This is a genomic window from Pseudoalteromonas fuliginea, from assembly GCF_000690055.1.
GTDB lineage: Bacteria > Pseudomonadota > Gammaproteobacteria > Enterobacterales > Alteromonadaceae > Pseudoalteromonas > Pseudoalteromonas fuliginea.
The window spans coordinates 1-16,745 of sequence record NZ_JJNZ01000041.1 but is presented as its reverse complement, the minus strand read 5'-3'; the positions used below and the strand labels follow the sequence as shown (position 1 = coordinate 16,745).

Annotated in this window: 11 protein-coding genes; all 11 read right to left on the bottom strand. The window is 36.4% G+C overall.

From position 1 onward, the window contains the following. Positions 1-438 precede the first annotated feature (438 nt). Positions 439-1,170 (bottom strand): hypothetical protein, encoded by a 732-nt coding sequence (locus tag DC53_RS08170; RefSeq protein WP_033030342.1) that lies wholly within the window; start codon positions 1,168-1,170, stop codon positions 439-441. A gap of 38 nt (positions 1,171-1,208) precedes the next feature. Further along, entirely contained in the window at positions 1,209-2,648 is a 1,440-nt protein-coding gene (locus DC53_RS08175) for a hypothetical protein (RefSeq protein ID WP_033030339.1), read from the bottom strand. Between the two features lie 140 nt (positions 2,649-2,788). After that, on the bottom strand, positions 2,789-3,484 hold the full coding sequence (locus DC53_RS08180; protein ID WP_033030337.1) for a hypothetical protein: 696 nt from the start codon (positions 3,482-3,484) through the stop codon (positions 2,789-2,791). Positions 3,485-3,912: 428 nt separating this feature from the next. Then, positions 3,913-5,520, bottom strand: coding sequence for a methyl-accepting chemotaxis protein (locus tag DC53_RS08185; protein ID WP_033030335.1), 1,608 nt, complete (start codon positions 5,518-5,520; stop codon positions 3,913-3,915). Positions 5,521-5,593: 73 nt separating this feature from the next. Next, a complete protein-coding gene (locus tag DC53_RS0120565; protein ID WP_033030333.1) occupies positions 5,594-6,004 on the bottom strand; it encodes a hypothetical protein in 411 nt (136 codons plus the stop codon). Positions 6,005-6,014: 10 nt separating this feature from the next. Continuing rightward, positions 6,015-7,217 carry a porin gene (locus DC53_RS08190; protein WP_139016131.1) on the bottom strand — a complete coding sequence of 401 codons (1,203 nt, stop codon included), beginning with the start codon at positions 7,215-7,217 and terminating at the stop codon, positions 6,015-6,017. 127 nt (positions 7,218-7,344) lie between these two features. Then, positions 7,345-8,475: a Vgb family protein gene (locus tag DC53_RS08195; protein WP_033030329.1), complete on the bottom strand. Its 1,131-nt coding sequence runs from the start codon at positions 8,473-8,475 to the stop codon at positions 7,345-7,347. Positions 8,476-8,567: 92 nt separating this feature from the next. Then, a complete protein-coding gene (locus DC53_RS08200) occupies positions 8,568-10,439 on the bottom strand; it encodes a CRTAC1 family protein (RefSeq protein WP_033030327.1) in 1,872 nt (623 codons plus the stop codon). Between the two features lie 25 nt (positions 10,440-10,464). Further along, entirely contained in the window at positions 10,465-11,907 is a 1,443-nt protein-coding gene (locus tag DC53_RS08205) for a sulfatase-like hydrolase/transferase (protein ID WP_033030356.1), read from the bottom strand. 68 nt (positions 11,908-11,975) lie between these two features. Continuing rightward, positions 11,976-13,499, bottom strand: coding sequence for a sulfatase-like hydrolase/transferase (locus tag DC53_RS08210; RefSeq protein WP_033030325.1), 1,524 nt, complete (start codon positions 13,497-13,499; stop codon positions 11,976-11,978). A gap of 231 nt (positions 13,500-13,730) precedes the next feature. Continuing rightward, positions 13,731-16,157, bottom strand: a complete 2,427-nt coding sequence (locus DC53_RS08215; protein WP_007375145.1) for an alpha-amylase family protein — start codon at positions 16,155-16,157, stop codon at positions 13,731-13,733. Between the last annotated feature and the right edge of the window lie 588 nt (positions 16,158-16,745).

Here is a 16,745-nt window from a genome sequence, read left to right as displayed (position 1 = left end):
TTGATATTATAAAAATTAACCACCCCAAATCTGCTTATATATGGGATCTATTTAACGTTAAGAAAATTAATCAAAGATTTATGCAGGTTGGTATAACTCTTTTATTGGTACTAAGAAGTAATTAATGAGATTTTTAATTCAGCTAGATAGGAATTTTAACGATTGATATTACAAAATAAAAATGTATTTATCTTATACTGTATGCAATAAAAAGTAACAATGCTAAGTTGGTTTTTTAGTAACAAACATAATAATGTTAAGGGCAATTTAATTGCCCTTAACTATTATATTTATATGCAAAAGTCCTGAATTTATAACGCTGTGAAAGTATAATTTAGGGTTAATTTGCTAAAAATATAATCCTGTCGCCCCAGATAAAATCTCAGAGCTATTCGGTAATAACAAGATTACTAAACAGGTAAAATAACTCACAACACATTATTCATTTGCATGAGGTTCACAAGTAAACTCACTGTCTTCATCCGCTCTTAATAGATCAAACTCATCTATGCAAACAGGGTTTGCTGCTGTACCAACGGCAGCATTGTTTATATTAAAAAAACTTTTCACCCAATTTGCAGGAACAACACCATACACAAATGGATCAGGTTGCATCGGCTGACGGCGCTCGTCATTAATAGCAAATACATTTTCTCGCAATTTAAGTGCTTCTAAATCTAAGCCGTCAAGCCCATCTTCAGTATGGCAACTTGTACAAAAAGCATTATTAGATGAGTCAGGTCTAGGCCGGTCAAAAAATAACGGCCCTTCAGGAAAATTGATACTATCACGCACACTTACTAAGTCAGCTGGAATATTGCCTAAATTTGCAGTTAAATCGCCAGTATTATCTAAATAACAAACATATTTTGTTAAATCCATAATGTTGTTACTTGCATTAACGTCTCTGTTTACATAATTATCAATTATTCTGTGTAACGTGTTATCTACTGTGTTAGACCATTCTGTCCAGCGAGAATTTGCTTCACTCCCTATTCCAGCAATCGTTCCATTAGCCATATTACAAGCAACTTCTGGGTTAAGTTCTTGTGCAAAAACTTTAAAATCATCTATCCAACCAATAAATTGGGTTTCGCTTCGATCACCAGCACCAATAATTATATTGCCACCTGCATGCAATCGAAAAAGCGGCTGGTCGACCGTTAACATATCAACAGGATAACCGTCTACAAACGTTAAAACCTCTGTTATGATGCTTTGGCAGATACTTGAAATCCTAAGTGTACCCAGCCATAGTCATTATCAATTGGAGTATTATCAGGGTTTCGTAAAATTGGTTCATCAATTAAATACGTTCCAACAACGTTATTACTAGGATCTTTAAAAACCAATGTTTTACCCATTTGTATACTAATACTTGAGCCATCAGAGTACGTCACTAAACGCTTGTCACCTGGTATATTTTTATCTCTTTGATCAATAAAAAGCCCGTAATACAATGTTCCTTGCATAAATTGAGCGGCACGTTCATTACTTTGCTCAGGTATTCTAAAACTAACTCCTTGACCTTGTTCTTTTATCCACAGTCCTTTGCCATTGATACCACCGTTAGCAATAGGCTCGACTCTTGGTTTTATACCTCGACTCGGTAATAGTTGGCCATAACTAGGTACTCTCCATTCACTTGAAGAAATAAGTGGCGCTCTACCTGCTACTACAGGTGCTAAAAGGCGCCCGCCTGTAGCTGTATTTTGAACCGTATCTTCTACAATTGCTCTTAATCCACTCGGTCGCAAATCAATAACTTGAGCCATATTGGCATTAATAAAACTATTGGGGTTGAGGTAGTCATCAAATGCAAGTTCGTGTGTACCTCGCCCAGAACTAACCAGCCAACTTACATCTGCTGGAGTTACTGGACGCATTGTATTTTTAAAGTAATTAAATCTATGTTCATTAGAATCAATAAAAGTCGTATTTCCAGAACTCGCTAATGGATGATTGTCCTCATCGTTATCGCGTCCATTTCCTACCCTTATTGGTGACCCCGAATCATAGAGGTCTATTAAACGGTGAGCCGCATCGGTTCCATTTAAAGAGTAATCAATGTTGTTAATAAGGTTATCTAGTAAAACCATTTTTCCTCGAGTCCACAACCCCATAATTACACGACCATTTAATATGCCGCCATCTTGAGCTTCATCACCAGTTGAGCACTTATCTATATCAGTGAAACATTCAGAACTAGTGACTCTTGAATCAACAATTTCATTTTTTTTATTACTGCGCTCAACTAAATCATAGCCAATACTTGTAATTGAAATATTATCAGCATTTTTATCAATCCATGGATAGGTACCAATCGGCTGGGTCTCAGCAATGACATCACCTTCAGTATCTCTAAATAACTGCATAGCAAAGCCAAATTTTTTATTTATTGAATCGTCGTATGGCGCATGACTTAATGGTCTAATACTTTGTGAAGTCCATTGCTGAACATCACAAGCCGCAAAGTCATTGCTTGCATCACTATCACTATTTTGTTCATTGTATAAATATACGTTATCTGAACGCGTTGCTACGCGTTTACCTGTAGAATCTTCATAAAAAACCGAAGTTCCGGCATTTGCACGTAAAAAAAGAAGTTTACCGTCACCGGCTACATTGGGTTCTAAAAAACCTTTCATTGGTATTGAAGCACCCCTATATGGATTTAGAGTTGTTTTAACCCGATCAATTATATCCCCAGGCCTATTTTCTACTCTTTCAGGTAACCTAACTTGAATAATCTGAGCGCGAGCCGTTTTAGGGTTAGACACTTCAACAGTTACCGGTTGTAGTGGTCAACTAATTTTGGCCACAGTTTTAGAATCTTGATATCTAACCTCAGATTCATTTGGCGCGAATCTGTACTTATAATATTACCATTTTCATCTTCAACACTAACTTTCTCAATATTATCGCCCCTTATAATCGTAAGATCGTAGCAATCATTTAAGCTGCTAACACCGCATGCATAAGGGTTTTTCTTAGTTGATTTTTTATCAAAAGTAGGATCGCACATCCCTTGATGTGCTGTTGAGCTTCCGCCGTAAAAATTATTTAAAGTCGAATTATTAATCGCTGCACCATTAAATGTCATTGTATTATCGGCATTTATTATTATGTTGCTTCTCCTTGCGCCGGGAACCAAAGCATCGGGATGAGCAAGTATATCGCTCCCGGAACGATGCTCAATAAATGCTTTATTAAAATTAGGATGCGCTGGATCATCAAATTTTTCAGGTACCTGTAAACGAAAGACTAAGTTTCCATCTCTTTGTGGCTTATGAGAAATACTTATACGTCCATCAGCCGTTGTTTGTAATGCCGGAATAGTCGCTCGCGTGTATTGCGGAAAACCTGTCTCACTACCAATTTGAGTTGTCATATGCACATCTCGAACGATAGATGGCCTTTCTGGTACGGCCCAAGAATGGAAAGAAAGTACCAAAACACTCAATTTTATTACTTTAAGATTCACAGTTAATCTCCTAATTCAAAAAACAATAAACATACTATGTTTAATTACATTGGATGTTATTATTTGTTTTTTGAATGATCAATGTTTATTTTTTGTCAGATAAATGTTTGTTTTTTGTTGAGTGATAAAAAATAGGAGTACATCTGGGAAAATCAAGTATCAAAAAAGGTAAAATAGTCATTAACTAAAGTTGACAAAAAGTGAATTTATATGGGTATACGAAAAATTTAAAAGCAGTAAAGTCAGATAGATATTTAGATAAGGTATATCAATTTCTCATTAGATCATAAAAGAAAGGTCTTTGTTAACAGTTTTACTTTTTCTAATTCAAATAAATTAAACTGACAGTGGTTCACTTTTATTAGTACCTGTCAGTTTAGATTAATAAATTTAATTACGTAAAAAATATTTAAATTTTCCAATATAAATTAAACATTAAACCGGCTAACTAAATTGTACATTTTATTGCTGGTTTGCTTAATAGAGTCACCTAAATCAACAAGTTTCGCACCATGATGTAATGAACTATCACTCATCTTACTAACTAAGTTAATAGTGCTGTCTATTGACTTACATGTAGCTGACTGCTCTTCCGCAGCTGAAGCTACTTGGGTATTGAGCATAAGCATATCGTTTACAATCGATTTAATTTCGACTAAACTTTGGCTAGACGATTTTGATGCTTGAACAGTTTTAACCGTAACTTCTGAACTGTGCTTCATTGAATCAACAACTATATTTGATGATAATATAAGTTCATTAAGTAGATTTTGAATTTCAAGAGTAGACTGGTGGGTTCGATTAGCAAGACTACGAACTTCATCTGCAACAACAGCAAATCCACGTCCTTGCTCTCCAGCTCGTGCAGCTTCAATTGCTGCATTTAAAGCAAGCAAATTTGTTTGCTCAGCAATACCTTGAATCGTATTTAATATACCGTTTACATTGTTAACCTGTATTTTAAGTTGATCAACATTACTAGAGGTTCTATCAATATCTTTAGATAAATTATTAATATAATCTACAGATGTTTGAGCATGTATATTTCCACTTTCAGCTGAAGATGTTGCAACTTTAGCCAACCCTGATGCCTGACTTGAATTTTCAGTAATATATTCAACGCAAGTTAATAGCTCTCGAATAGCGGTTGTTGATTCTTGTACCGATTCATTTTGCTTGTTATTTTCTTCATTAGATTTTTTAGTGCTAGATATCAATTCTATTGAAATTTCTTCAAGGAATGAGGATGCAAATATGACCTCTGAAATGATAGAGTGGAGCTTAACAACAAAATCATCAAAGCTGCTAGCTAAATCACCTAGTTCATCGTTGTTTTTGTAACTGATTCTGTTAGTTAAATCAGCACTACCTTCAGAAAATTTCTTCAATGAATCTGTTATTAATGCAATGTTATTTATAATGCTTTTACTAAGTAATACACTATAAACAAGTAAACTTAACACCCATATAATAGAAACAACAGTAGTAAACCAACGAGCATTACTAGCCTTTAATTCTATATTTTTCACACTGTTTTTTAATTGTTTATCTGCCATTAACTCTAAATTATAAAGATCATTTTTTAACTCAAGAAGACGTTTGTTATTTTCAACCGCTTTACTTTGCAAAACTTGAATAGACACATCGCCATTAATAAATTTGTTTGCTAATTCAATACTACTTTTTTGATACATTTCAAATTTATTTAACAGTTCACTAACCCCTTCAAATTGAACATCATCATTTTTTACTAAGGTTAAATTATTTTTAATCTTGATCGCGAACTGTTCTACTTCCTGTAGCATATCACTATCACCAATAGTGACACTCACATTGATGGTAGATTCCATTTGCCCTAAATATAATTTACTTTCTTTTATAGCAAGTAAGGTGGGATATAAATTATTTTGAAGCAACTTAGCATTTTTAGTCATAGAAGATAAAGCAAAGTGATTAATAGTAAATATTATAATAAACCCAAGTAGAGCAGTTACAGAGACAGAGATAATTTTTTGCTTTATAGTTAAATTAAACATATAGCTTTATTTCCATTTATAGATCACCTCTCAAATATCTATATAATATTAGTGAGATGATCTATTTCTAAGGTTATTTAGATAAAACACTTACTTTATCAGTAACTTCTGTACTATCTATATACCCTATAAAACTGGGATTACTAGATATCATATTTATAAGCTCTTCACTATTTGAGATTTCTTTTGGAGGTTTACCTTTGCCAGTAAAGACTAACCTAGTCCAATAAGCGCTTAACTGTGCTTCTGATTTATTAGTATATTTACTGTGAAATTCACTTTTAAGAGGAGCTTCTGCTGTACGTTCGACAATAGTGATATGCGTGCCGTCAGGCAAACTTTGACGTTTACCTAAAAATAAATTTTTAACCTCCGCAGGGGTTAATGTGGCACTCAGGCTTGGGTTACCAACAACAACTACTTCAGCTTGTACGAATGCTGTTTGAAAACAAAGAGCGCTAGCTAATATTAATATTTTTTTCATGTGCCTCTCCTTAAAAAACAGCTTGTAAGCTAACGCTATAAAGTAAATTATCAATATCTCTAGTGTTACCATTTACACCTGTAGATGTATGTTCATAACTATCAACTTGCGCTTTAAATGCTAAATTACTCGAAATATCGTAACGTGATCCAATTGACAGAATACTTTGCTGAAATGACTTTTGCAGATTAAAACGAGTAACCGTGTTTTTTTCATCATCAGCAACATAAGTGTCAACGTTTAAACCACGCTCACTATCATCTAGCGTTTCTCTATATTGATACATAACATAAGGTGTAATATCACCAAAACGATAGCCTACTGAAGCATAATACTTACCATTATCTTGTCGGCCGCCCGTCGTTATTTCAAAAATAGCCTCTGCGTCAACCTTCCATAATCCATCATCAAAACCATAGCCTAAAGAATAAAAGGTTTGTCTATCCCCGGCGTAGTAACCTTCCTCTTCTAGTCTTTCGTTACCTTGACTATCTGTATAAGTAAAGTCGCTTAGATCCCCAGGCTCTGTTCGTGTTGTAGCACCTAACTTAAACAAATGCTCATCTATAGAATAAGTGGCATGAACCCCCATAATATCGTCAATTGTGTAGGTTTTATTGTTATTAGCAGCAGCTTTTGCGCGAGGGTCTTCATTCTGCCCATAAAAGGCTTGAACTTGCACTGTTCCATCGCCTAAATAAATATCATGCAATATTTCAATACCGGTGTGGCGTTGAACCTTATTATTTGCATAAATTAACTCAGGGGTTCTTAGCCATAAATGAGCAAAACCAGTGTCTTTATAATCACTGTCTTTATAAAGAGGCACACGTAAAATACCTCCTCGTAGTTTTGTTTGATCTGACAATTTATAACTTAAGTAGGCTAAATCAACACCAAAGCTGTCGTCATAGGGACGGCTTTCAGCAAAAAACTTAGTTAATAAAGTGAAATCTAATTTTTCTGATGCTTTAAAATCAATTTGAACGCCCCCCCAAGTCTCAGATGTTGCATTTATTTTCGTATCATAAGCTCTAAAAAATGCGTTCTCTTTTTTTGCCGTTCCAGCGGTTAAATTTAAATAACCAGAAATTTTAACTTTATCTAGTGCAGCAGCAAGCTCGTCTATTTGTGTGTTAGCACTAGCAGTAAATCCGGATTGCATTAATAAAAAAGACGTTATAACGGAGTACTTAAAACTTTTTCTCATCATTCACCCTATTTGTTTATATTTAATGTCCAATGTATTATTACATATGATGTTTGCATTATTAATACATTTTTACTCTAAATTTAATTATCTAATCAAAAAAATTAAAATATCGATTTAAAGTAGATGGTTAATTATCTATTAACTTAATTTCACTTACTGTATAAGGCTTGCCATGCCCAGTATTGGCAATGCCTGAGCCTGTAAGTAAGTCAAAATTAGACACAAGCAGAGAGCCTTTGTAATAAATAATATCAGCGGGTTGATCTAATTCACCATTTTCTGAATTATTATCGGGGTATGATGCAATAACAGTTACATTCTGGTGTGTATCAATTTTTATAACTTGATTAGTTAAAAAACCTGCAGCGTATAAATTACCTTGAGGGTCTATAGTAAGGCCATCAGGTCCGCTTCCTTTTGGAAGTGTTGCGTAGGTACTTTGGCTAAGCAGGTTATTGTTTGCATCAAGCGTTAATTTATAAATTAAGTCGTCACCTAAGTTGGTCACAAACAAGTTACCCTGTGCGTCAAACACTAAACCATCAAGTCCAAATTTACGTTGCTTATTAACAGTTTTAGCTAAAAACAATAAATGTGGATCATCTGTATTGTTTGTCACTAATATATTGGTATCTGTAGCCTTAAAACGATATATCCCACTGAGAGTCTCGGCCTTATTTTCACTTGGCACACGCAATTGAGTTACGTAAATATAGCCATTTTGGTAACGTACCCCATTTGGGGAACTCATGCCTTTGGCAACGACTTGAGTGTTAATAACTGCATTATTTTTTAAGGTAAGTTTAAGTAATCGAGCTTTGCCAACACCTTGGTTATCGGCTACAAATAACGAGCCATCGGGGGCATAGGCAAGTCCCATAGGACGACCTTTGCCTTTATTATTTGGTCCAGATAACTGAGTTATTTTAGTAAACGTGTTGTCATTATTAATATTAACCAATACACCCGCTTGTAGCCCTTTATTGGCATAATTAACGCACGATAAAGTAAGTTCTCCTGTAGGAGAGACAGCAAAAGCGTCTGGGGTTGGGCAATAATCAGGGAGTGATGCAAATAAACTCGCACTATTAAGCATTGTATTAGACGTTTTAACAGACGCTAAAGATGCACTTACTTCCCCTTTATTTATGCTTTTATTATTGCTTTGAGCCATGTGAGTACTGCAACCAAACACAGTAAATAAGCACACTAAACCCGCTAATTTATTTTTAAGATGAGTGATGTTGTTTTTATTCATTATTGCTCTCTTTTGCTCTTAATTTTTGCGAAAAAAAAGCAAGGCTTGTTACCAAACCTTGCTTTTTACCTCTCATAGTTAACTCTTTTGCATTAAAGATTGGTTACTTTATCTATACCAATCTTAGATTTACTTATCACTTCGCCATTGCTGTAACGCACACTCACGTTATCTATTTCGTTGCACTGACCCAAACCAAAATGAATCACGTTATCAAATGATTGTGTATAAGGTGCTGCATCAGGCGATACTCGCTTTGTTAGGGTTTTACCACAGCCTTTAAGTGTCGCTATAGCACCAATTGGGCTTGTATTATGCTTAAGTGAATTACTTATACGCAGTAATGCATAGTGATTACTGTTATTGGCTTGATTACTAAATAAGTGCCACTGACCTCTGTCGTTATTCATAATAATATCGATCTGGCCGTCTAAGTTGTAATCAAATACATTTGCGCCTGAACCAATGGTACCTAAGGTATTTGTAATTAATCCCGAATGAGTAGCTTGGCTAAATGTATTATCGCCATTATTTAAATACAGTATTTGCGACGTAGAGGTTACCAAGTTACCTTGTTTAACAACAAATAAATCTTGATATCCGCTGTTGTTAAAATCACCTACACTCACTCCCGTGGTATTTAAATTGGTTTTAACACCGGCTTTATCACTTACATCAACGAATTTTCCACTTTCATTTTTTAATAACAAATCTGATGGTGCCACTGGCTTTTTATTTTCTGCATAGTGCTTAACACCGGTTACCACTCCCGTAGTCGGTGAAAACGTATTACCCGCCATGCGCCACTTATTATTACCTATATAACCAACATAAAGTCCTTTATTAGGTTGAGTATCAGGCCATCCTAAGCCGTTACTGCTAACAATATTAACGTTTTGACCGCTGTGCCTTTCACCTTCAAATTTGTATTTATAGGCACCTTCTCCTACAAACACATCTTGATTCGGATAAGGTGATTGGTAATTAACTATATTGAGCGTGTCGCCAATAAGTAAGTCGTTGAATTTAAATGACCCGCGTTTAGTATAAAAACCAAATGTTTTGCTTTTAGCATCAAAAAACGTATCGCCTGCTTGTAATGGGTTAGCACGACTTATATATAAATCAAAGTCACCATCGTTATCAAAATCAATTTCGCTAACACCCGTCGCATCCATTATTTTATTAGGTAAAATGTTGCCGGTTACGTCACTAAAGGTAAAGTCGCCATTGCCTTTTAAAATACGTAAAGCGCCGTCGCCGTAAATCACTAAATCGTCAACTTTATCGTTATTAAAATCGGTAATAAGGACTTTTTGACCGTCTCGATTAGTTTTTGGTAAATCAGTTGCGTGGGTTATATTGCCACTACCATCATTTTTATAAATAAAATTACTGGTTTGTTTACCGCTATTAGCCTGCGGGAATCCCATTAGTAATAAATCTAAGTGGCCGTTATTATTGGCATCAAAAAACTTACTAGTGCGCCCACGTAACGTTGGCAATTTGGGTGAAAAATCACCGCCTTCAATAATTTCTCTTTTGTTAAAGTGAAATAACTTAGCATTACGCGCGTTATCGCCAGAGCCACCACCACGCGAAAGCAAAATGTCCATCTTGCCATCTTTATCGTAATCGCCTACGCCAATACCGTGCATATCACCCACAATAAGATCGCGCCCTTTGTCGTAAACGCCTTTATTGTTCCAATACAAACGAATGGTATAACCATGATCAGTAAGTAATAAATCAGGGTAACCGTCTTGGTCTAAATCGCTTATTAATGCGTTATCCCATTTACGGCGGTTTTTGTTTTCTAATTTAATTGCTTGGTGTTGCTCAGTAAATAATGTGCTGCTAGTTGTTAGCTGAGCGCTCGCTAGGGCACTCGCTTGTTGACAACCTAGTAAGCTTGCGCCAATGCATAACAAAAAAACATGCCATGTAACTGCTTTTACTTTCATACAATCTCCTTGAATTTGATAAAACTTACTTGGTTGTTTTAAACGTTTTATCGAATCGTGGCATGGCATCTAATCGCCAGTTCACACCTTCAGTAGTTTCATGAAACCAGCTTGGCTGTTGGTTATCCCAGCTCCATTTTTCCATTTCGCGAACCATGTCGGTTAACAGTGCCTTGTTAGATTTACTTACATCATGTTTTTCAGAAATATCGTTTTCGATATTAAATAACTGCCACGGTTGCTGGTTAACTTTTAATGCTTTCCACTGGTTCATACGAATTGCAGCATCGCTGTAACCTTTACGATGGCGAAGTGCATAAATAGGCTCATCTTTATGTGGGTTTTCATTTTTAATAAACGCAGGCCACATATTTGTACCGTCTAAATGTTGGTTTTCTTCAACTTTAGCGCCCGCTAAAGCTGCAAATGTTGGGTACAGATCAAGTGCCGATACAGGATGCGAAAAGCGTTTGCCCGCAGGTACATGCTTAGGCCAATGAAACAACATAGGGACTCTAAAGCCACCTTCTTGTGTACTGCCCTTACCTGCTTTAAGTGGGAAGTTATTAGCACCTTTACTTAATTTGCCACCGTTATCACTCATAAATACGATAAGCGTATTATCATATTGATTATTTTTTTTCAGGGTTTCTACTAGTTTACCCACGCCGCGGTCAACTGCGTAAACCATACCTGCGTAGGTTTTACGGTCTTTATTTTTTATATTAGGAAACATCGCCATATCTTCATCCTTAGCTTGCAATGGCACATGCGGTGCGTTGTAAGCTAAATATAAAAAGAATGGATTTTTTTTGTTCACTGCTTTGTCTACAAAATTAACGGCTTCGCGCGAAAGTGCATCAGTAATGTACTGCGTTTCTTTTACTTCTTTGCCGTTGTGCTCTAGCGGTGTAATGTACTCAAAAATATTTTTTAAGCCTTGTGCCTGTTGCTTTTTATACTGGGGTTGGTACTGATCAGGAAAGTAATTATGCCCACCCCCTAAAAAGCCATAGTATTCATCAAAACCACGTTTATTTGGATGATACTGCGGCGCATCGCCCATATGCCATTTACCTAATGCACCGGTAAAATAGTTGTTTTCGTTTAGTAGTTTACTAATAAACTTGGCGTCAGTAGGCACGCCTACGTTTGAGCCGCGTGTAGGTAAATTAAATTGTGAGCCAATCTTATGTGGATAACGACCGGTCATTAATGCCGCTCGGCTTGGGCCACAGAATGGGTGCGCTACGTAAGCGTCTGAAAAAGAGGTACCCGATTTAGCAAGATCATCAATATTTGGGGTAATAATGTCCTTAGAGCCATTAAAACCAACATCTGCATAACCTAAGTCATCTGCAACAATAAGAATAATATTGGGTCTTTGTTCACTTGCGTGTCCCCCCGCAGAGCCAATTAATAATGCAAGCGATGATAAAGCGCTCAATAATTTTGTGTGTGTTTTCATAGTGCCAATCTCAATTTTGAAAATAAAAATAGTAGGCCAATTATGGCCTACCAAAGGGCATTACTCGGCTATAAAAAAGCTTTCATGTGGTGGTTAAATTTTGTTAATGATGGGTCGTCAATACGGTTTAACTCTCCCGCCATTTTATGCACTAAATCAGTAAGCTGTTTTTTGTATTTAGGATTATCTATTTGGTTTGTGATTTCGTACGGATCGTTTTTTAAGTCGTATAATTCATCGCGGCTATCACCTGGATTCCATACAAATTTCATTTCAGGGGTACGTATAGCTCTAATACCAAACCATCCGCCGTTGTACCATTCGTAGGCATATAACGAAATATCATCTTTACCAGCATCCGCACTATCACCTTTTTTCATTAATGGTAAAAGTGAACGCCCATCTTCGTCGCCATCAAGTGGTAGTGTCATCCACTGGCGAAGTGTTGGCGCTATGTCGAGCATAGACACTTGGCGGTTAATTATTTTAGGCTCAAGGCTAGGGTCACGAATAATAAGTGGCATACGCATTAATTCGTCATACGCATATGGGCCTTTGTCATAAAGGTTATGCTCACCTAACATACTGCCCTGATCGCCGACTAAAATAATGTGCAGGTCGTCGTATAAACCTTCTTCTTTAGCCGTATTAATAAGCTCGCCAACTGCGTGGTCAATCATGGCAATGGCACCATAGTAAAAACTATGTGCTTTGCGCCAATCGGTTTCACTCATATGACTTACGTCATGCCAAGGCCACCAAATATCATCTTGCGCCATTGGTTTATGTTTACGTTTTATACCAAAGTTTTTGGGAAGTTTTATATCTTTGTAGTCGTACATGCTGGCGTAAGGCTCTGGTACTCGGTACGGTGGATGAGGTTGTTCAAAGCTAACAATACCAAAAAATGGCTTGTCTGATTTAGCCGCATTTTGCAGCATTAGTTTGCCTTCGTTTACTTCTTTAGCCGTTACTGTATCAGCATATGTACCCGCAAGTGTTTTGTAGTAATCATGCTTTTCGCCATTTTTATCACGTTCTCCTGCGTTCATACGGGCTACATTTTTTTGCGTTTGATAAGGCGTAAAAGGACGGCCGTTACGCTCTTCATCTTTATCGTGCCCCCACATAAAGTTTGCACCGCGCAGTGCTGGGCCTTGTGCACCTAAATGCCATTTACCTACATAGCTAACATCGTACCCTATGCTGGTTGCACGTTTAATTACGCTGCCTTCACTAAGTGATAACTCCGAAAGACGAGAGTGATAAAGACCTACGTTATCGTCAAGACCCGTTTTATGTCCCCAGCGCCCAGTAAACATAGCCGCGCGCGAAGGTGAGCATAATCCAGTAGAAGTCATCGCTTGATCAAATCGCGTGCCTTCGTTTGCTAATGCATCAATATTTGGCGTTGAAACTGGCCCATTACGGTATGAAAATGTGTCAAAACGCATATCATCAAACATTAAAATAAGCACATTAGGTTTTTTGGTTTCTGCTCGCTTATTTTCAGAATTATTTGCATATACATTAGGTGCGGTTAGCGCGCAGCACCCGATAAGCATCAATAACTTTATATTGGATACTTTCATTGTGTGTGTCCTTTTATGCTGAAAGTTATGCTAAGCCTATATGCTTAGCCTCGTAGGCTATTTAAAAAACAATATTGTAATGAGTGTATCTATTCGACACCAAATTGATAAAAACAATATAAACATATGATGTTTAATCTTGCAACAAAAATACCTACTACGTTAAAAGCAATGATTTATGAGTTACAAAAAAACCAGCATATAAAATATATACTGGTTAATTTTCACTTGCTATTTAGCTGTAACTTCTAATAAAAGCACACCCTCTGAAGGGATATCGAACGTGTTCTCTAATTGATTACTCGTCATTAAATTTTTAACTGTAATCGCTTTGCCGTTTGTAAGTGATAATTTTAAATTTGCTGTTCCATGGCCCAAATTTAAAATATTAACCAGGTAGCTGCCGTTGTCTTGCTTAACCGTACGCCATGTTGTGGTTTTAAATGACTCACCATTGTCTACTTTTACAATAACATCAGGCGTGCTGCTCGAAACCTCTGCTAGTGCAGTTTGTTTAATGGCTTCAACGTCTGCACCTTTAGGCATAACAATAAGCTTACCTTTATTGGCTAACAACTTAGCATTACGCGTATGTCCGTACTCATCTAAAGACAAGCTTTTCGCTGAGTCTAAAATAACGGTACCACCTTTATTTAAGTACCCTTGAAGCGCACTAAACTCTTCATCTGTAACAAAGTTATTGCGATAAACCAGTATTGCATCCCAATTGTTGTTATCTTGCTTTTCAATTACATTTTTAGTGACAAAACCAAGTGGGAAACCTTCAAAAAATAGATTTTCGTAAAGCTTATAACCCTTCGTCATATAGTCATTTGTATTGATCGCTGTTGTTTCAGAATAAAACAATCGAAGAGGACGACGCTGCTCTCTAAGTTCTATAATTTCCTCAGAAAAACTATTAAGATCAAACATCACTTGAGTAACTTCGTTAGTTACATGTGGCTGCATGTTATTAGAGCCTGCAAATGCACCACCAAGACCTGGGTCAAAAAAGTCGAGATCACCTTCTAAGCGATCCTCAGGTGAACCATCTGGATCACGCGCCCAAAACCAACCCATATTGGCATCCATTCCAAGTAGAGTTGCAAGCCAATAAACACTTCGAACATAACTTGTACGTGTATCTAAATCTCGCCACTGACCCGAAGATAAAAAGTGAGATTCTGAATTTACATTAATTTTATTAGGTGCAACTGATTCCATAAAGTCATGAAACATCGTTACAATGCCCCAATTGTAAGCGTATTTCTCAATCCACTTAGAGGACTTACCAGGACGGATGTTTTCGCTTCCAAAAGACTTAGCATCGTGCCCTACCATAGTTGTTAACTCGGCCAATGCTTCTGTATCAATACCACCAGAACGCGAATCATCCATAAACATGCGCGGCATAATTTTTATATGGGTATCGGCGTTTTCATTTACAGAATGCAGCTCATTTTGAACGTAAGTAAACCAGTCAGTACTTCTGTCCATATTATAACGTGTCCAGTCGTACCACTTAGGCTCGCCTTTAATCGCAGGATCGATAGGTATCTCAATAGCTATATCTGAAAATTGACTAAAATGCGTTCCCCAGTTTTCATTTAACTCGTTAATATCACCTTGGTACTTTTTATCTAACCAGCTTCTAAACTTGTTTAATGTGTATGAAGAAATACTGGTCATTTCTTGGAATTTTTGTGTCCAGTGGCCTTTTTCAGCATACCAGTGTGGTTCATTAGCTAACACAAACCCTACTTCAGTTACTTTTTTACCTTTAGTAAGCTCGCCCGTTTTACGGATTATTTTACCCCAAATATCTCGCGCTAATGGGTTATCAATATCGAATCCAGTAAATAACGAGCGGCCTTTTCTAACTTCTGGTTCTTGCTCTTCAACCCACTTTGGAATGCCCATTAACCAATAAACCAAAAAGCCAATGTTGGTATCAGGGATGCGCGTTAGCTCTTTCATTAACTCTTCGTCAAAGGTGCCATCTTCACGTACTAAAAATGAATTAATAGCGCGGTCATGATCCACCGGATACAAATCTTCACCACCATGGTAAAGCGCACCTAAATGATCGTTATAAACATCTTTATTAGTAAGTGGCTGGCCAACACTCTTTGAAAAATAGTCATATAAAAAAATAGGCTTATCATTACTAACAAACATATTGTCTTGTGCTTTTGTGTTTTGCCAATCAACCTTATTTACAGGGCGACGTTTAATTTCACCTGAAAGCTCTTGCCCAAGCTCTTTAATGCCTTTATCTAAAATTTGGATGACTTTTTCGCGCTCAAAATTTGGTAACTCTTTTGCTAGTTTTTCTTTGTCGGCAGCGTAATGACGCTCGTAGCCAAATAACTTTACAACTGCGTCGTAATTATTTTCATCCCAGTTAGCAAATTTTAAGAACTGTTCTGCAAACCAGATAATGCTCTGCTCACGCGTTACATCAATTTGCTTACTTTGTGCTTGTTGCATCATTTTTTTTAATTTTGCTATTTTTAGAGTCGCAGTTTGCTCGTATTTATTTTGCGTTGCGCTTAGCGTTTCATTGTTATCAACTTTAGCTACGCTTTCTTGCTGCGAGCATGCTGTTGTAAGCAAAAATAAGGGGGCTAGTGTGAAGCCTAAAAGATGTTGTCTCATATTTTTCTCCCGTTGAGGTCGTTATCTGTTAACAGGTTTTTGCACTGTTGTTATTATTTAATATCGACAACATACATCATATGTTTATATTTGTAATTCCTTTTCTTTGCCAAAAGTAAAATATTTCATGGTGGGATCCCACACTTATTTATAATAAATATTTAAATATTAAATACTTTATATCTAATTTATATATGAATACTTTTTGTATTTCGATTGGCATTCTAGTTGATGATAAATTAGGGCATTGATAGAGAGAAGTTTATCTGGGCGCTTATATTTTCAAGGTCATTGGTGCCATCTACATCAATCTTTTTTGTACGTTCGTAGGAGAATCGACCTGAAGATCGAATGCTCAATTTGGTTTTTCACAAAGTACTGTTGTTGTGATAATGTAATCTATAATGGTATTAAAATTTAAGGACAAATAAATAGTAGTACGAACTTAATTACGTGGTTCATGCGCTACTTTGACATGGTAGAAAGTGGCAATTCAACCTACTCGAAAATACAAAGTAGTCATCAACTACTTAAAATAACATTCTGAATTTAAGAGTTTAATATCGACTCATAGGTTGGATCTTAAGA